Origin of the sequence: Frondihabitans sp. PhB161 (genome assembly GCF_003814635.1) — a bacterium.
Lineage (GTDB): Bacteria > Actinomycetota > Actinomycetes > Actinomycetales > Microbacteriaceae > Frondihabitans.
Genome location: NZ_RKQW01000001.1, coordinates 1758147 through 1775058, shown reverse-complemented (window position 1 = coordinate 1775058; position 16912 = coordinate 1758147). Strand labels below are relative to the sequence as shown.

15 protein-coding genes are annotated in these 16912 nt (G+C 66.6%); 7 read left to right on the top strand and 8 right to left on the bottom strand.

What is annotated here, in order from left to right; translation table 11 throughout:
- The first annotated feature begins 38 nt into the window (after window positions 1–38).
- Both EDF39_RS08470 and EDF39_RS08465 read left to right on the top strand, forming a co-directional pair.
- Window positions 39–752, top strand: coding sequence for an acyltransferase (locus tag EDF39_RS08470; RefSeq protein ID WP_123942072.1), 714 nt, complete (start codon window positions 39–41; stop codon window positions 750–752).
- Between the two features lie 28 nt (window positions 753–780).
- Window positions 781–1632, top strand: a complete 852-nt coding sequence (locus EDF39_RS08465) for a DUF6270 domain-containing protein (RefSeq protein WP_123942070.1) — start codon at window positions 781–783, stop codon at window positions 1630–1632.
- A gap of 79 nt (window positions 1633–1711) precedes the next feature.
- Here the strand turns inward: EDF39_RS08465 and EDF39_RS08460 are convergent, their stop codons facing one another.
- From EDF39_RS08460 to EDF39_RS08450, 3 genes are read right to left on the bottom strand one after another with little or no spacing between them, the layout of a single operon-like run.
- The gene (locus tag EDF39_RS08460) at window positions 1712–4354 is read right to left on the bottom strand and encodes a CDP-glycerol glycerophosphotransferase family protein (RefSeq protein ID WP_123942068.1); all 2643 of its coding nucleotides are present in this window, start codon (window positions 4352–4354) and stop codon (window positions 1712–1714) included.
- Between the two features lie 46 nt (window positions 4355–4400).
- The gene (locus EDF39_RS08455) at window positions 4401–5129 is read right to left on the bottom strand and encodes an ABC transporter ATP-binding protein (protein ID WP_194603219.1); all 729 of its coding nucleotides are present in this window, start codon (window positions 5127–5129) and stop codon (window positions 4401–4403) included.
- A complete protein-coding gene (locus tag EDF39_RS08450) occupies window positions 5126–5947 on the bottom strand; it encodes an ABC transporter permease (protein WP_123942066.1) in 822 nt (273 codons plus the stop codon). The genes EDF39_RS08455 and EDF39_RS08450 overlap by 4 nt, the downstream gene beginning before the upstream one ends.
- A 191-nt stretch (window positions 5948–6138) precedes the next feature.
- On the opposite strand from EDF39_RS08450, the gene EDF39_RS08445 reads away from it, so the two are divergent.
- The 3 genes from EDF39_RS08445 to EDF39_RS08435 all read left to right on the top strand — a co-directional run bounded on the left by EDF39_RS08445 (window position 6139) and on the right by EDF39_RS08435 (window position 10227).
- Entirely contained in the window at window positions 6139–7509 is a 1371-nt protein-coding gene (locus tag EDF39_RS08445) for a glycosyltransferase (RefSeq protein ID WP_123942064.1), read from the top strand.
- Window positions 7506–8966: a glycosyltransferase family 2 protein gene (locus EDF39_RS08440; protein WP_123942062.1), complete on the top strand. Its 1461-nt coding sequence runs from the start codon at window positions 7506–7508 to the stop codon at window positions 8964–8966. The genes EDF39_RS08445 and EDF39_RS08440 overlap by 4 nt, the downstream gene beginning before the upstream one ends.
- Before the next feature lie 115 nt (window positions 8967–9081).
- The gene (locus EDF39_RS08435; protein ID WP_123942060.1) at window positions 9082–10227 is read left to right on the top strand and encodes a glycosyltransferase family 1 protein; all 1146 of its coding nucleotides are present in this window, start codon (window positions 9082–9084) and stop codon (window positions 10225–10227) included.
- 69 nt (window positions 10228–10296) lie between these two features.
- Here EDF39_RS08435 and purE read toward each other — a convergent pair whose 3' ends face one another.
- The 5 genes from purE to EDF39_RS08410 all read right to left on the bottom strand — a co-directional run bounded on the left by purE (window position 10297) and on the right by EDF39_RS08410 (window position 14859).
- Window positions 10297–10764, bottom strand: a complete 468-nt coding sequence (purE, locus tag EDF39_RS08430; RefSeq protein WP_123942404.1) for a 5-(carboxyamino)imidazole ribonucleotide mutase — start codon at window positions 10762–10764, stop codon at window positions 10297–10299.
- 200 nt (window positions 10765–10964) lie between these two features.
- Window positions 10965–12101 (bottom strand): 5-(carboxyamino)imidazole ribonucleotide synthase, encoded by a 1137-nt coding sequence (locus EDF39_RS08425; RefSeq protein ID WP_123942058.1) that lies wholly within the window; start codon window positions 12099–12101, stop codon window positions 10965–10967.
- Window positions 12101–13444 (bottom strand): UDP-glucose/GDP-mannose dehydrogenase family protein, encoded by a 1344-nt coding sequence (locus EDF39_RS08420; protein WP_123942056.1) that lies wholly within the window; start codon window positions 13442–13444, stop codon window positions 12101–12103. The genes EDF39_RS08425 and EDF39_RS08420 overlap by 1 nt, the downstream gene beginning before the upstream one ends.
- Before the next feature lie 20 nt (window positions 13445–13464).
- The gene (locus tag EDF39_RS08415) at window positions 13465–14040 is read right to left on the bottom strand and encodes a PH domain-containing protein (protein WP_233573017.1); all 576 of its coding nucleotides are present in this window, start codon (window positions 14038–14040) and stop codon (window positions 13465–13467) included.
- Window positions 14041–14043: 3 nt separating this feature from the next.
- Window positions 14044–14859 carry a biotin--[acetyl-CoA-carboxylase] ligase gene (locus EDF39_RS08410; RefSeq protein WP_123942054.1) on the bottom strand — a complete coding sequence of 272 codons (816 nt, stop codon included), beginning with the start codon at window positions 14857–14859 and terminating at the stop codon, window positions 14044–14046.
- Window positions 14860–14979: 120 nt separating this feature from the next.
- Here EDF39_RS08410 and EDF39_RS08405 point away from each other — a divergent pair, with 120 nt between their 5' ends.
- Window positions 14980–16578 carry an acyl-CoA carboxylase subunit beta gene (locus EDF39_RS08405; RefSeq protein WP_123942052.1) on the top strand — a complete coding sequence of 533 codons (1599 nt, stop codon included), beginning with the start codon at window positions 14980–14982 and terminating at the stop codon, window positions 16576–16578.
- Window positions 16575–16814, top strand: coding sequence for an acyl-CoA carboxylase epsilon subunit (locus EDF39_RS08400; RefSeq protein ID WP_199726162.1), 240 nt, complete (start codon window positions 16575–16577; stop codon window positions 16812–16814). Before EDF39_RS08405 ends, EDF39_RS08400 begins: the two co-directional genes overlap by 4 nt.
- Window positions 16815–16912: the final 98 nt, after the last annotated feature.

Below are 16912 nucleotides of genomic sequence, written 5' to 3'. Positions count from 1 at the left end.
GATGCCGCAATGTGCGGAGAGATAGGTAGGCTCGAACCGTGATCATTCGGGAACTGAAAGCGTTCGAAGACGACCGCGGCAATCGGATCGAGTACGCCGGCGAGCACGCGCGCGAAGTCAAAATCACGATTCGCGGAGAGAACAACCGAATCGCGATCGACTCGACGGCCCGGCTGGGCCGATTCGTCGTCGATATGGACTGCGACAACGGGTCACTCACCATCGGAGCGGGCCAGGGTGCACCTCCCCTCAACGCGACGATCCGTATCGGACAGGATTCAACGGTCACCATCGGCGACAACGTCTCGTCGACCAACACCTGCGTAATCAGCGCCACCGAGGGCACGAGCGTGACGATCGGCAACGACGTCATGCTCGCCAGCTCGAATCAGATTCGAGCCGACGACGGCCACGCGATCTTCGACGTCGAGACCGGTGATCGTGTCAACGTGTCTCGATCGATCTCCATCGGCAACCACGTCTGGCTGGGTATGGGAGCCGCAGTCCTCGGCGGTGCCTCGATCGGTGACGGCACCGTTATCGGATACGGCTCGCTAGTGACTCGCGCGCTCCCCAACAACTGTGTGGCCGTGGGAACACCGGCAAAAGTGATCCGCCGCAACGTGGCGTGGGAGCGAGCGCACCTCTCGCTCTCGAAACCGTTCTACAAACCGGACGCCTCGACCGTCGAAAAGTCGAGCTACTGGCACATGACAGAGGATCCGGAAGACGACTCTTCCGAGCAGGATTGAACAGAGCTGTAAAGACGAAAGGCCCGAAGTGACCAAGAGCACACTCGCGATAATCGGCTCGTGCGTAACGCGCGAAGCTTTCATCACCCGCAACAACCCGGAATACAAGGACTCCTACGAGGTGGGAGCCCTCTCGTGGCAGACCAGTCTCGTCAGCTTCATGTCCGCTCCCGTCGTCCCCGCAATGGCACGGGCGATAGTGCCGAGCGCGAGAATGAACGAGAACAACACCAGCACGATGACTCGTGACCTCGAAAAAACGGACCGGGCTGAAATCGAGGCTCTGAAGCCCGACTACCTCGTCTTTGATCTCTACGCCGACGTTCGCTACGGAATCGCGCAGCTTCTCGACTCGTACATCACCAACAATTCGAACGGCTTCCGCAAGACGGATTACTTCACAGCCGGCAAGGGTTTCACGACCCTGCACATGATGGGTGACACCGCGGCGTACATGCAGATTTTGAAGGATGCACTCGACGCCTTCTTCGCCTGGACGAAGGAGCATCTTCCGCACACGCGCATTGTCATGCATGCGTTCCACTACACCTCGTACTACCGCGAGGGCGGTGTCGACCTCAACTTCATCAAGTCGCACGGTGACACGTCTCGTGACAACCTGTACCGCCGTCTGCTCCAGGAAAACGGCAAGTACGACGAGCTGTACAGCTACATCCAGGAGAAATTCGCGCCTCTGACGATCGACAACAGAGACAAGTCGTACTACGGCGACGCGGAGCACCCCTACGGCCGAACCCCGTGGCACTTCGGACGGCCGTTCTTCACCGACTTCATGGCCGATCTGGACCGGATCGTGCTCGAAGACAAGGCAGGCGCCGCCGAGCCCGAGCACGAGCCCTCGGCGACCCTGGCCCAGTAGTCAGGCTCGAGTCATCAGCCGGCGGCCGGTCGATGCGACGGAGTCACGTCGCTCGACCGGCGCCGGCCAGATCGTCTTCTCAGACAGTGGGCTCGACGATGCGCGGGCTTCCCTCAAGAGCCTTCATCGCTCCGAGGACGCGCTCCGCGGACTGTCCGTCGCGCACGGGGAAAGTCGCGGCAGTGCGTGCGACGTAGGTGTCTTCCGATCGGTACTGCCGGTCGGCGATGCCAGACAGGGCCGAATACATGCCGTCGACCGTCTCGACGACGGGGCCGAAGCCGTCCCGCTCGTAGTTGAAGTACCCCTGGCGCCCACTGTGCGACCCGCTGAAGAACTGCGAGAAGTCGAAGTGGAAGTAGACCAGAGGGATGTCGAGAAGGCCCGCCTCGAAGCCGAGGGATGAGTAGTCGGTGACGAACGCCGCCGCCCGCGCGAGAACATCCTGCACGCCGTCGACGGCGAAGTCGAGCACGACGACGTCGCTCGGAAGCACGAACTCGTCGAGATATTCGCCGAGGAGCGGATGCGGCATGAAAGCGATCTTCTTGCCGGTGCGAGCGGCGAGGTCGCGGATCCTTTTCGACGTCAGCAGCTCGGTGTACTTCTTCGCGAACGTGCTCGCGGCGAAGTCGGGGTTACGCGCCCAGCGGCCAGAACCGGGGATGGGCGGGCCGACGAGATACTGCCGCCACGTCGGCATGATGACGATGAGATCCCTCTCGTCGTCCGACAGCGAGGCGCGCTTCCGCAGAAGCGAGTCGAAGCGAGGTAGTCCGGTGAGGACCACCTCTTTCTGGGTGAAGAAATACGGGCCGTGGCCCCCAATGGCCGCCTTCTCCTGCGGGGTCGACACCACGAACAGGTCGGGCCTCTTGGAGTTCAGCCAGCGAGAGAGGTCGTAGTTGATGACTCCGTGCTGGAGAAAGGTGAAGTAGAAGCGGGGGGCACCGAAGACCGACTGCGGTAACGGCTTCACGACGTAGTCGGCGATGTGCGACGACGCGAGGTGATCGGCCTGCAGGATGAGCAGACGCCACTCGAACGATCCGTAGTCCACGAGGCGGAATCCCTCGGCCTCGAGCCGTGCCCAGTCTTTGGAGTCGCGCCTGAGGACGAACCACGAGTTGACCTCGGGGTGGTTCTTCCACACATGGCGGTACATGTGTTCGCCGTTGTCGTTCGCATCCGTGTCTCGGTCCATGAAAACCCAGGCGTGCGCGAATCGCTCTCGAGAACGTCGGGAGCGGATCGCGAGCGAGACGGCCGCGGCCTTCGGCTGACGCGAGGTGACCCAGTCCCGTGCGCCGCTGACTCGCTCTTTCACGACCCGCTTGAGGTGGGGCGCCGCGCGTTCCGAGATGGCGAGAGGGTCGACCAGGCGACGCCGCTGAGCGAGGATCTGGGGCTCGATGCTGGCGCTGGTGAGGATCTCACCCGGCACGAGGTTTCGACTGCGTCCGACGGGGACGGGTCTGCCATCGAGGAACACGCGAGTGGCTTGGCCTCGCGGAAGCCAGACGCGTCGAGATCGGACGAGCGTGCGGCCGAAGAACTCGAAGTCTTGAATCGTCTCGAAGACCGGTTGTGCCTGCTCGCCATCCACGAGGAACGCCTCGGCCGGCATCTCACCCGTGAACCACCACGAGAGCTCGACCAGCTGGAGGATCTCGTCGACACGGCCCAAGACAGCCACGTCGGGCTTCAGCGGTTCGTCGGCATACCCGCTACGGAGAGCCTGGCGAACGCTGACGTCGAGGCGTTCCAGCGAGTAGGAGCGGATGGCGTCGTCGCCGAGGCGACGCAGGATCTCCCCGGCGAGTGCATGGAACTCGTCGAAATCGGCGGGCGACGCTTGCGCCGTGGGTGATCGGATGAAACGCTCTCGCCGAAAGTAGCCCGCGAGATCGTGAAGCACGACGTTTTCGAGCCACCGCTCGGTCAGGGCGTCGAAATCGGTGAGGAGTGCCAGGTGCCCGTACCGCAGGGTGTCCGTGTACGCCCTGCGCTCGGCATAGCGATTCTGGATCAGCGGTGACGCGTCGGTGAACTGCCGGGCGATGTACTTGGCCGAGGCCATGAGCCCGACTCGACGGAAGCCGTGGGTTGCCAGGAACCGGGCGGCGAACTCGGCTTCGACGAACGAGTCACCCACGCGCGTGTCGAACGCGTTGCCGCCACTGACCAGCGCGGCTCGGCGGAAGAACGCGGCCGTGACCGACATGTTCACCACCGGCTCCCACCGCAGGTCGGCTACTCGCGAGCCTCGCTCGTAGCGAGCGCGGGACGGGTGGCTGTCGACGACCGTGCCGTCGACGTTCTCCAGCACGTGCGCCGTGACCAAGCCGAGCGACGGGTCGTCGTGAACGGTGACGAATTTGTGGACGGCAGCCAGGTAGCCCTCGCCCAGCACATCGCGGGGAGACGGGAAAGAGACCCACGTCGCCGTCGTTCGCTCCAGGCCGAGGTTGCGAGCCTCGCTGGCCGACTCGGAGTCGACGCGATAGAGCCCGACCGGTGTGCGTCGCGTGCGAGCCCACTCCTCGACGATCGGCCAGGTGGAGTCGGCCGACGTGGTTCCGACGAAGACGAACTCGGTCTCGCCGGCCGCCACATCCGAGTCGACGAGAGAGGCCAGGAACGCAGAGACGTCTTCGTCCGGTCCCCCGAAAGCAACGACCAGGGCGAGCGTCGGCTCCCCGGAATTCTTCGACTCGGTCACACGAATCTCCTTAGCGTCCAGGAGCGAGCACGAAGCCCTCCCCGGGTCAAACGGTCGAGGTGTAGGCGTCGATGACGCGCTTGGCGGGCCCTACGACCTGGAGTTCTCCGCGGTCGAGCCACGCCACCTGATCGCACATGTCGCGAACGGTGCCCATCGAGTGCGACACAAGGATGACCGTGCGGCCATCGGCCTTCATCTCGGCGAACTTGTCTCGGCAGCGCTTCTGGAACGTCGCGTCTCCGACCGACAGGACCTCGTCGACGACAAGGATGTCGGGTGTCACGGCGATGGCGACGGAGAAGCCCAGGCGCACATACATGCCCGATGAATAGTTCTTGACGGGCTGGTCGATGAAGTGCCCGACGCCCGAGAACGAGACGATGTCGTCGAACTTGCGTGTCACCTCTTTGCGCGACATGCCGAGGATGGAGCCGTTCAAGAAGACGTTCTCGCGGCCCGTGAGCTCGGGGTGGAATCCCGAGCCGACTTCGAGCAGCGACGCCTGCTTGCCGCGGGCGGTGATCTCGCCCGACTCAGGCCAGAGGATCTTGGCGAGGCACTTGAGAAGGGTCGACTTGCCCGACCCGTTCTTGCCGATCAGGCCGAAGGTCTGACCGTGGGGCACCTCGAACGAAACGTCTTTGAGCGCCCAGAAGTCTTCGTGCACCGACTTCTTCCGGTTCATCACCGCGCTCTTCAGCGAGTCGTTGCGCTCCTGGTACATCCGGAACTTTTTGGACACATGCTCGACGGTGACAGCAGCGTCGCTCACAGCAGTTCCGCCAGACGCTTCTCGTTGCGCGAGAAGATGAAGTAACCAAGAGCGAGCGACGCGAACGCGGCCACCACGATATAGAGCATGTCTGTCCAGTCAGGCCAGGTGTTGTCGTACAGGAAGTTGCGGAACACCGTGGTGAACCGCTCCATGGGGTTGACCTTGTAGAGGTCGAGAATCCACGGCTTGTTGACCTTCTGGGCGGCCTCTTCGACCAGGGTCAGCGGATAGATGATGGGCGTCAGATACATCCACATCTGCAGCGCGATGCTGACGAGGTGCTGCATGTCGCGGAAGTGCACGTTGACGATGGCCAGCATGAGGCCGAGACCGGTGGCGAACATCGCGAGAAGCACGATCGAGACGGCCACCAGCGGCAACCAGGGCCAGATGAACGAACCGAACGCCGCGAGCGCGATGAGGAGCACGCCCATCTCGATGAGGAACGTGAAGCCGAACGAGCCGACCGCGGCGAGCGGCAGGTTCATCCGGGGGAAGTAGACCTTCTTGATCAGCGAGCCGTTCGAGACGATCGACGTCATCCCCGCGTTGAGAACGTGGCGGAAGAACATCCAGGGCAGTAGACCGCACATGAGCCACAACGGGTAGACGTTGAGGCCGCTCGGGTTACCGACTTCGATTCGGGCCTTGAAGATGAAGGAGTAGACGATCGTGTAGATCACCATCGTCGCCAGGGGGTTGATCAACGACCACAGCTGCCCGAAGACAGTGCGCCGATATTTACCCTTTACCTCACGCGCCGTCAGGTTGACGAGAAGTTCGCGCGACGAGATGAGGTCGTTCAAATAGGTCATAGGTCTTAGTGGCTCCGGATGCCGACCCCGTTGAGGTCGAAGCTTGTCAAGACTGCCCCCCGTAGCGACTTTGACGTCGCGACATCCGGCCGAGCCTTGGATCTCACCCCCTGGCGGTTTCGAGTTCACCCGGGGGCCATTGTGTCCTTACCGATTCATGATAAAGCACAGACACCGAGTAGCCTGACGCAGTGCGAGTCTTCTTCAGCAATCACAGCACTGCGCCTGTGAACCTGGGCGGGGCCGAACGCTCGCTCCTCCATCTCGTCGAGCACTGGCAGTCACGCCGCCCCGATCTCGAACCGCACTTTCTGACGAAGGCGCCCGAGGGCCAGTTCATCAAGGCTCTGCGCGCCAAGAATCTCCCCTTCACCGCCTACCGGTTCCGGGGCTGGGCTCTGCCGAGCGATCAGCCGGCGCCCGCTGCCGAGGTCGCGTCGTTCGCGACCGCCGACTATGCAGCCGTCACCGCGATGATCCGCGAGATGGAGAAGGCCAAGCCCGACCTCGTCGTCACGAACACGATCGTCGCGCCCTGGGCCGCCTTCGCGGCGAAGACCCTCGGCATTCCCCACGCCTGGTTCGTGCGCGAGTACGGCGATCTCGACCACGGTCTGCAGTTTCAGGAGGGGCGCGACGCCACTCTCAGCGACATCGGGCTGCTGTCGGAGGCGGTGTTCACGAACTCGCGAGCCGTCGAGGCGCACCTGGCCGGCCACATGGATCCTGCGCTTCTCTCCGTCGTCTATCCGAGCGTCGACGCCGAGAAGCTCGCCGCTCTCGCGGGCGAGACGCCGGCGGTGGAGCCGTTCCCCCAGAAGGATCCGGGTCTCCGCCTCGTTCTCGTCGGTCGCGTCGAAGAGAGCAAGGGTCAGTTCCGGGCCATCGACGCTCTCGGCGAGCTGGTGCGACGCGGCGTGTCGGCGTCGCTCTGCTTGGTCGGGTCGTGGAAGCACCCCGGCTACGACCTCGAGCTCCGCGACCGCGCCCGCGCGCTCGGTGTCGACGACCGCGTCGTCTTCGCCGGCGAACAGGACAACCCCTTCGCCTTCGTGGCCCGGGCCGACGTGTGCCTCACCGCCTCCACCATCGAGGCGTTCGGCCGCACAACCCTCGAATACCTCACCCTCGGCAAGCCCGTCGTCGCCTCGAATACCGGCGGCAGCGCCGAGTTGATCCAGCCGGGCGTCAACGGCCAGCTGTTCGACCTCGAATCGACCACGGGGCTCGCGGACGCCCTTGAGAGCTACGCCACGACGCCGGAGTCGATCCGAGCGCACGGTGAGGCGGCGCGTCAGAGCATCAAACACGTAGGATCCGGCGACACCGGCCTCGACGCCGCCATCGACCGCCTCGAATCGCTCGCCGGGGCACCCGCCTACCGGCTCCCCGCTATTGCCCGCTACTGGTTCGAGCTCCCTGCCGCCTACTCGTCGATCGGCGGCACGTCGGCCCGTGCTTTCGCCGGCCTCGTTAAGCACCGTCTGGTCACGCGGAGCGGCCTGATCGGGCGGGTCCTTCGGAGTCCGCGGGTCGTCGCTCGAAGGATCACCGGGCGATGAGCGCCGTGGGGGGAACACGCAGGCCGGTCACCGTCGTCGTGCCGCTGTACGACGACCTCAAGGGGATCCAGCAGTGCGTCGAGTCGGTGCTCGATCACGTCGATCTCGATTTCGACCGGATCATCCTGAGCAATGACCGCGGGCCGCGGCACGACGAGGTCGAGGCGCTGGCGCTCCGGCTCATCAAGAGCCACCCCGAAGTGACCTACCTCAGCAATGAGGTGAACCTCGGCTTCGTCGGCAACTGCAACCGCGTCGTGCTCGAGTACGACACCACCGGCAACGACGTGCTGCTGCTCAACAGCGACACGATCGTCACGGCGGGATTCCTCGACGAGATGGCCGAGGTGCTCGCCCTCTCGCCCTCCCACGGTGTGATCACCGCCCGGAGCAACAACGCCACGCTGGCATCGATCCCCGACCGCCGACGGCTGCCGCGCCAGCCCCGCACGATCGACCACTCGGCTCGGGTGCACGCCGCGGTCGTCGACCTGCTCCCCCGCTATACGATCGCTCCGGTCGCGATGGGCTTCTGCTTCCTCATCCGCCGCGATCTCATCGACCGGTACGGTCTCTTCGACGAAGCCTTCGCGCCCGGCTACGGCGAGGAGAACGACTTCTGCCTTCGCGTGAACCAGCGCGGTTACGCCTCGGTTCTCGCCAATCGTGCCCTCGTGTTCCACACGGGATCGACTAGCTTTTCAGGCGACCGCGGACCGCGCCTGCGGTTCGGGCACGAGAAGCTGCTCATCGAGCGCTACCCCTTCTACGTCGGCGCGCTCGGCTACTTCTACCAGCGCGGTCGCGACCCCGTCGACACCTTCGCCGACGCGTTCGACCGCGGTGACGACGTGATCCGGTTGGCCATCGACCTCGTGCAAGAGAGCACCGACGCCGTTCTCCGCGACATCGAAGACTTCGTGCACCGCCTCGGGCGCGGGGTCGTCGTGACGCTCATCACGCCGAAAGAGGTGCTGGCGCAGGCGCGGGAGCTCGTGCCGTCCGCCCTCATCACCGCGCAGAGCCGCGTCGACTCGCTGTACGACGTCGCCCTGGCGCTCGGCCCGATCTACGATCTGGCGCGCCTCGTACGGCTCAATGAACTCGCGCCCCGCTGGATCCTGATCGATGACGGCCCGGCCCGGAACAGCACCTGGTCGCAGCGGGTCGACTACCACCGCATCGAAGCGGTCGAGCGCATCGCGCAACGGTTCGCCGACCGGTGGATCGTGATCGACGACAACGAGGCGGCCGCTCGAGCCGTGATCGAGGTGGCGGAGCGCGAGATCGACCCCGCGCACCTCCGGCTGCGCTGGACGTGGCTCGTCGATGCGGGGCTCGCCTCCGGGATCCTCGGCTACCCGCTCCGGCCCTCGCGCGGACGACGTCTCGCGCTGTGGATCGGCGCCAAGTCGCCGCGAGCGTCGCGGTTCCTGAGGGGCGTTCTCAACCGGTGACGGCCCGCTGCCTCGCCGTCCGGGCGGTCTCTCAGGCGGTGACCCCGGACACTGATACTGTCTTCCCGACCGACTGCGCTTCGACTGCGCGTACCTGCGGAGGAGTGATCGAAGCATGCTGACACTTCGCGTCGTGGTCGATCAGATCCTCGCCCCGGTTCCCGGCGGCATCGGCCGCTACACCGAAGAGCTCACGCGCCAGCTGATCCAGGTCGCCCCGCGGGGCTGCGACGTCGAGGGCGTCGTCGCCGCTCACCCGCAGGAGGAGTACGACCGCCTCGAAGACAAGCTTCCCGGGCTGGCCGGTCTCTACCGTTCGGTGCTCGGCCGCCGCGAGCTCTCGGTCGCCTGGCAGACCGGCGTGATCGGCCTTCCGGGCCGCGGCATGGTGCACGGCACCAGCCTGATGACCCCGCTCTACAAGCACGATCGCTCGCTCGACGCGGCGACCCAGACCGCCGTGACGATCCACGACACCGTGCCGTGGACCCACCCGTCGACCCTCACCGCCCAGGGCGTCCGCTGGCATCGAGCGATGACCAAGCGCGCCTACCGGTTCGCCGACGCGGTCGTCGTGCCGACGCACGCCGTCGCCGCCGAGCTCAACGAGATCTTCCCCTTCGGTGACCGGATCCGAGTGATCGGCGGCGCCGTGTCGACCGAACTCGATGCCCCCGACGAGGCGATCGCCGCCCGCATCGCCGACGAGCTCGACCTGCCCGAACGCTACGTGCTCAGCGTCGGCACCCTCGAACCCCGCAAGGGCCTCGAGCCTCTCCTTCAGGCGATGGCTCACCCCGACGCGCCCGATGTGCCGCTGCTGATCGTCGGCCCCGAGGGCTGGGGCGACGTGCACATCGATGATGTGGTTGCCCGGCTCGGTCTGCCCCAGGGGCGCGTGCGGATCCTCGGCCGGGTCTCTGACGAAGCCCTGTCGGTGCTCTTGCAACGCGCCAGCGTCTTCGTGTTCCCGTCGGTCGCCGAGGGCTTTGGCCTGCCGGTGATCGAGGCCTTCAGCTTCGGCACCCCCGTGGTGCACTCCGACGCTCCCGCGCTCGTCGAGGTCGCGGCGGGGGCCGGCATCACCGTGCCCCGCGACGACGCTGCTGGCTACCCGGAGCGACTCGCTCAGGCGATGTTCCAGGTGGTCAACGACCTCGAGCTGGCAACCCGACTCGGAGTGGCCGGGCTCGACCGCGCACGTGCCTTCAGCTGGCGCGACTCGGCCGAGAAGGTCTGGCAGCTCCACGCCGACCTGTAGACGGTGTGCGGGATTGCCGCGTACCGCTGTCGCTAGTGCGGTTGCTGTCGCTTTCGCTGTCGCTGTCGCTTACAGCGAGAGCTTGAGCTTCGCGTTCTTCTCCTCGACGAGCTCGGCGAGACTGCTCGCGTAGTCGGCGAGGCGTGCTGAGACGGCCGGGTCGGACGACCCGAGGATCCGTGCGGCCAGCAGCCCGGCGTTCGCCGCCCCACCGATCGACACCGTGGCAACCGGAATGCCGGCGGGCATCTGCACGATCGACAGCAGCGAATCGAGTCCGTCGAGCTTGGCGAGTGCAACGGGCACGCCGATCACGGGCAACGTGGTCACCGACGCGAGCATTCCGGGCAGGTGCGCGGCCCCACCTGCACCGGCGATGATGACGCGGATACCCCGGCCAGCCGCCGCTTTGCCGAACGCGATCATCTTGTCGGGCGTGCGATGAGCGGAGACGACCTCGACCTCGTGCGCGATGCCGAACTCGGTCAGGATGTCGGCCGCCGACTTCATCGTCGCCCAATCGGAGTCGGAGCCCATGACGAGGGCGACGAGCGGTGCGGCGGAGTTGGCGGTGGGTGCAGAGCTGGTGTCGGTCACTCTATGAGCCTAGCCAGGATCGCAGACCCGCACGATCGGCACAGACCCGCCCCACCGGCTCACACCCGCACGGCCGGCACACACCCTCGCCCTAGGCGGGGTGTTCACGCCGTTCGTGAGGGTCTAGCCGAAATCGCGCCTCAGCCCGCGAAGAACTCCGCTGCAGCCCGGGCCCGGTACACCACATCGTCGAGGTCGTCGCCCAGTACGGTGACGTGCCCCACCTTGCGGCCCGGCCGGGGCTCTTTGCCGTAGTCGTGCACCTTCGCGCCCGGCTGATCGGCCATCAGCGCTGGCAACCGGTCGGCCATCGTGCCGTCGGACGGCCCGCCGAGCACATTGACCATGACGCTCCAGGCGGCGTGGGTGCCGGTGTCGCCGAGCGGCAGGTCGAGCACCGCACGGAGGTGCTGCTCGAACTGGCTCGTCGTCGACCCGTCGATCGACCAGTGGCCGGTGTTGTGCGGACGCATCGCAAGCTCATTGATCAGGATCCGGTCGTCGTTCGTCTCGAACAATTCGACAGCGAGAACGCCTGTCACTCCGAGCTCGGTCGCCACTCTCCGGGCGATGTCTTCGGCGATTTCGGCGATGCGACCGGCCGACCGGGGTGCTGGCGCGAGCACCTCGGCGCAGACGCCGTCACGCTGGATCGACTCGACCACGGGCCAGGCGACGATCTCGCCGCTCGGACGCCGCGCCACCGACTGCGCGAGCTCACGGCGGAAATCGACGAGCTCTTCGGCGAGGAGTGCCCCGCCGGTCGCGGGGTCGGAGAGACCGTCGAACCAGTCGGCGACCTCGTGCGACGACGATACGACGCGGACGCCCTTGCCGTCGTAGCCGCCGCGAGCCGTCTTGACGACCACGCGACTGCCGTGCTGGGCAAGGAAGGCATCGAGGTCGGCAGCGGTCTCGAGTCGCGCCCAGTCGGGTACAGGAAGGCCGAGGGCGCTCAGCCGCTCGCGCATGACGAGTTTGTCTTGGGCGACGAAGAGGGCTTCGGGCGACGGATGGACCTCGACGCCGGCATCGACGAGAGCGCGCAGAACGGTCTGCGGCACGTGCTCGTGATCGAACGTGATCGCATCGACACCGCGGGCGAACGCCAGCACGGTCTCGACGTCGTGGTAGTCGCGGACCTGCGTCGCCGCAAGGCGGGCGCTCGACCCCTCGGTCTCGGCGAGAACCGAGATCTCGACGCCCAGGTGCACGGCCGGTGGCACCATCATGCGCGCCAGCTGGCCTCCGCCGATCACTCCGACGCGGAGCGCCATCAGGGGCGCCCCAGGCCACGGACCTCGAAACCGGCCGCGCGCCAGGCGACGGGGTCGAGGCAGTTGCGGCCGTCGACCACGTTCTTCTTGGCCACGGCCGCGGCGACGACGCTCGGATCGAGCTCGCGGAACTCGGTCCACTCGGTCAGCACGAGCACCGCGTCGACACTGGCGATGGCCTCGGCGGCGGTCGGGGCGACCGTCAGCGTCGGGAGGCTGCGGAGGGCGGTGTCGTTCGCCTCGGGGTCGTACGCCGTGACGATGGCGCCGGCGTCGACGAGCTTCTTCACCACGTCGAGGGCCGGCGAGTCGCGCACGTCGTCGGAGTTCGGCTTGAACGCGAGCCCGAGCACGCCGATTCTGGCGCCGGCGAGGTCGCCGACGAGCTCGCGAGTCAGCGTCACGACGCGCTCACGACGGCGCAGGTTGATCGCATCGACCTCGCCGAGGAACGACAGGGTGTCGTGCAGACCGAGCTCGTCTCCGCGCGCGCGGAAGGCCCGGATGTCTTTGGGCAGGCAGCCACCACCGAAGCCGAGCCCCGCGTTCAAGAACTTGCGGCCGATGCGGGCATCGTGGCCGATCGCGTCGGCGAGCTGCGTGACGTCGGCACCGGTGGCCTCGGCCACCTCGGCCATGGCGTTGATGAACGAGATCTTGGTCGCGAGGAACGCGTTCGCCGACACCTTGACCAGCTCGGCCGTCGCATAGTCGGTGACGATGCGCGGGGTGCCGGTGGCGAGCGCCGTGGCATAGACCTCGTCGAGCACGGCGGTGGCCTTCTCGCCCGCCTCGCCCGCGGGCACGCCGTAGACGAAGCGGTCGGGGGCGACGGTGTCTTGCACGGCGAAGCCTTCGCGCAAGAACTCGGGGTTCCAGGCGAGAGTCGCGTTGGACCGTTCGCCCTCGGGAGCACCCGCAGCCTCGACGGCTGCAGCCTCGACTACCGCTGCGAGACGAGCGGCCGTTCCGACCGGCACCGTCGATTTGCCGACCACCAGGTCGCCCGCCGAAAGGAACGGCAGCAGACCGTCGACGGCGGCGTTGACGTAGGTGAGGTCGGCGTTGTAGCTGCCCTTGGTCTGCGGCGTGCCGACGGCGACGAAGTGGACAGTCGCCTCGGCGGCGGCCGACATGTCGGTAGTGAACCGCAGGCGCCCGGAGGCGAGTGCCCGGCCGAGGACTTCAGGAAGGCCCGGCTCGAAGAACGGGGCCCGACCGGCTTGGAGCTCGGCGACTTTGTGTTCGTCGACGTCGATGCCGACGACGTCGTGACCGAGCTCGGCCATGCAGGCCGCGTGGACTGCCCCGAGATAACCGCAACCGATGACTGAGATCTTCACGTGCACGACCCTAACGGAAGTCAGCCGTGACGCTCGTCGCCGTTCCACAGGGTCGATCCGTCGGGCGCGTGCGACTGCTCTTGCTGCCGCAGCCTCGCCACCGCCGAGATGTTTTCTTCCATTAGATCGTGCAGGGTCGACTGCACGAGATCGGCCGTGGGGACGTCCCAGAGCACGACGGGCCGGTCGAGCCCCGAGTTGATCAACACATCCCCCGATCCGAACAGGCTCTGCGCGCTGTTCTTGCGAACCGTGAGGTCGTAGCCGCGGGTGTGCATCAACTCTTGGCGGGTGCGCACGAAGAGCCCGCGCCGGATGATGATGCGCCTCGTCGTGATCGTGTAGTGCCGACCGAGCCAGGCGAGTAGAGGGATGACGAACAGAAGCAGGATGAGCGCGAGCGCCGCGATCAGCACGGCGTCGTTCTGCCAGCGCTCCGGCAGCCGACCGTTGAACCACCCGCCGAGCCCCGACACGACGATGAGAGCGAGCGATGGCCAGAACAGCACGCGAGCGTGCGGGCGGAGCCTCGCTATGACCTCTTCACGCGCGGGCTCGCCGAACGGCTCGGCCAGGCGCTGGTCAGGGGAGGTCATGCGTCATTCATACCGCAGGTGGGTCACGTCTCCGGCGGCGATGGTCAGAGGATCGTGAGAATCATTCGAGAGGACGACGAGGCGGCCTGCCCCGTCGAGCCCCTCGGCGACGCCCTCGAGAAGGATCCCGTCGGGCAGTTCGACCCGAACGTGACGCCCGAGAGTGTCGCAGGCCGCGGTGACCTCCTGCCGCACTGCCTCGATGCCGTCGGGCTCTCCTTTGGCGAGCAGCCCGACGAGACGCCGGAGATGGATGAGGTAGGCGCCGAACACCGCGTCGGCGAGGTGCAGAGCGCTGCCGTTCGCCCCCTCCACGACGAGCGACGTCGACGTCGGGGTCGGCAGGCGGTCGGTGGGAATGGTCAGGTTGATGCCAGTGCCGAGCACGACCGAGTCGGGCACACCGTCGACCGTGACGAGGTCGGCCAGGATCCCGGAGATCTTGCGCCCCGATACCTGCACGTCGTTCGGCCATTTCAGGGTGACGTGAGCCTCGGGGAGCAGGTCGGCGACCGCCTGCCGCAGGGCGGCCCCACCGATCAGCGGGTACCACCCCCACGAGTCGATCGGAAGGGGATGGCCCGCCGCGGTGCGGGTGCGCAGCAGCACGCTCGCGGCGAGCGACTCGCCCGCGGGCGACGACCACTGACGATCGAGCCGGCCGCGCCCGGCGGTCTGGTCGAGCGACGCGACGACCGCGAAGTCACCCCGCTCGGATGCCACCTCGACGAGGTCGACGTTGGTCGACCCGGTCGTCTGGCGGTAGTCGAATTCGGATACCAGCCCGCTCGTGATCGGGAACTGCTCAGAGTCGCTCATAGGGCAAATCCTCTCAGCACCACCTGGAAGAGGACGCTCCGGGGCGCATGCACCGGGAGCTCCGGGTGTGCGGGCCCGGCGCTCCGGCCCGGGTCGCGACTGGAAGATAGAGTTGTCGCCGTGACCCCAGAGACCCCGCAGACCAACCACGCCACCACCGCCGGCAAGGTCGCCGATCTCAAGAAGCGCTTCCACGAGGCAGTGACGGCGCCCGAAGAGACCGCGATCGAGAAACAGCACGCCCGCGGTAAGAAGACCGCCCGCGAGCGCATCGACGGGCTCCTCGACTCCGGCTCGTTCGTCGAGCTCGACGAGTTCGTGCGGCACCGCACCACGGCCTTCGGCATGGATGCGAAGCGGCCCTACGGCGACTCGGTCGTCACCGGCACCGGCACGATCAACGGCCGTCAGGTGGCGATCTACTCCCAAGACTTCACGACCTTCGGCGGCTCTCTCGGCGAGGTCGCCGGCGAGAAGATCATCAAGGTGATGGAGCTCGCCCTCAAGACCGGCGTGCCGATCATCGGCATCCTCGACTCCGGCGGAGCCCGCATCCAGGAGGGCGTGGTCGCTCTCGGCAAGTACGGCGAGATCTTCAAGCTCAACACGGCCGCCTCCGGCGTGATCCCGCAGATCTCGATCATCATGGGCCCGGCCGCGGGTGGTGCCGTGTACTCCCCCGCTCTCACCGACTTCGTCGTCATGGTCGACAAGACCAGCCAGATGTTCGTCACCGGCCCCGACGTGATCAAGACCGTCACCGGAGAAGACGTCGGCTTCGAAGAGCTCGGCGGCGCCCTCACTCACAACACGATCTCGGGCGTCTCGCACTACCTCGCCGCCGACGAAGACGACGCGCTCGACTACGTGGCGACGCTGCTCGGCTTCCTGCCCGACAACAACCTCACCGACCCCCCGGTCTACGAGGTCGCTCCCGAAATGGAGACGACCGATGCCGACGCCGCACTCGACACCCTGATCCCCGACTCAGCGAACCAGCCGTACGACATCCTCACGGTCATCGCGCACGTCGTCGACGACGGCGAGTTCCTCGAAGTCCAGCCGCTATTCGCCCCGAACATCGTCGTCGGCCTGGGCCGCGTCGAAGGTCGCTCCGTCGGCATCATCGCCAACCAGCCGAACGTCATGGCCGGCACGCTCAACATCGACGCCGGTGAGAAGGCGGCCCGCTTCGTGCGGTTCTGCGACGCATTCTCGATCCCGATCCTCACCCTCGTCGACACCCCCGGGTTCCTGCCGGGCACCGACCAGGAGTGGACCGGCATCATCCGCCGCGGCGCCAAGCTCCTCTACGCCTACGCGGAGGCGACCGTGCCCCTCGTCACCGTCATCACGCGCAAGGCGTACGGCGGGGCGTACATCGTCATGGGCTCGAAGCAGCTCGGCGCCGACATCAACCTCGCCTGGCCCACCGCCGAGATCGCCGTCATGGGCGGTCAGGGCGCCGTCAACATCCTCTACCGCTCCGAGATCAAGCGGGCGACCGAGGCCGGCGAAGACGTCTCTGCCGTGCGCACGAAGCTTGCGAACGACTACACGTACAACGTGGCGTCGCCGTTCCTCGCGGCCGAGCGCGGCGAGCTCGACGGCATCATCGAGCCGTCGTCGACCCGAACCGCAGTGATCAAGGCGCTTCGGGCGCTGCGCACCAAGCGGGCTTCTCAGCCGACTAAGAAGCACGGGAACATCCCGCTGTGAACGATTCGCTGGCAGACGGACCGCAGGATCCTACGATCCAGGTCGTATCCGGCAACCCCTCTCCAGAAGAGCTGGCCGCGGTAACCGCCGTGCTGGCGGCTCTCGAGGCCGCCGCGCGCGACGAGAGCTCGGCCCGGCGTCTGCCTCGGGCGTCGAGCGCCTGGGCCGAGAGCCAGCGGCCCCTGCGGGCGCCGCTCCGCGTCGGCGCCGGGCAGTGGAACCGCCACAGCGCCTGACCCGGCGTGCACCCCAACGACCCCCGTCCGTCCCCCGAAATGCTCGCGTATCGGGTGTGAGACGTCACTACTTCCCCCGAATGGGGGGCATGTGGGTG

Bases quoted from the DNA above. Each gene is read 5' to 3' on its own strand.
- EDF39_RS08450 (WP_123942066.1), bottom strand. From the start codon at position 5,947: ATGACCTATTTGAACGACCTCATCTCGTCGCGCGAACTTCTCGTCAAC.
- EDF39_RS08440 (WP_123942062.1), top strand. From the start codon at position 7,506: ATGAGCGCCGTGGGGGGAACACGCAGGCCGGTCACCGTCGTCGTGCCG.
- EDF39_RS08435 (WP_123942060.1), top strand. From the start codon at position 9,082: ATGCTGACACTTCGCGTCGTGGTCGATCAGATCCTCGCCCCGGTTCCC.
- purE (WP_123942404.1), bottom strand. From the start codon at position 10,764: ATGGGCTCCGACTCCGATTGGGCGACGATGAAGTCGGCGGCCGACATC.
- EDF39_RS08425 (WP_123942058.1), bottom strand. From the start codon at position 12,101: ATGGCGCTCCGCGTCGGAGTGATCGGCGGAGGCCAGCTGGCGCGCATG.
- EDF39_RS08415 (WP_233573017.1), bottom strand. From the start codon at position 14,040: ATGACCTCCCCTGACCAGCGCCTGGCCGAGCCGTTCGGCGAGCCCGCG.
- EDF39_RS08410 (WP_123942054.1), bottom strand. From the start codon at position 14,859: ATGAGCGACTCTGAGCAGTTCCCGATCACGAGCGGGCTGGTATCCGAA.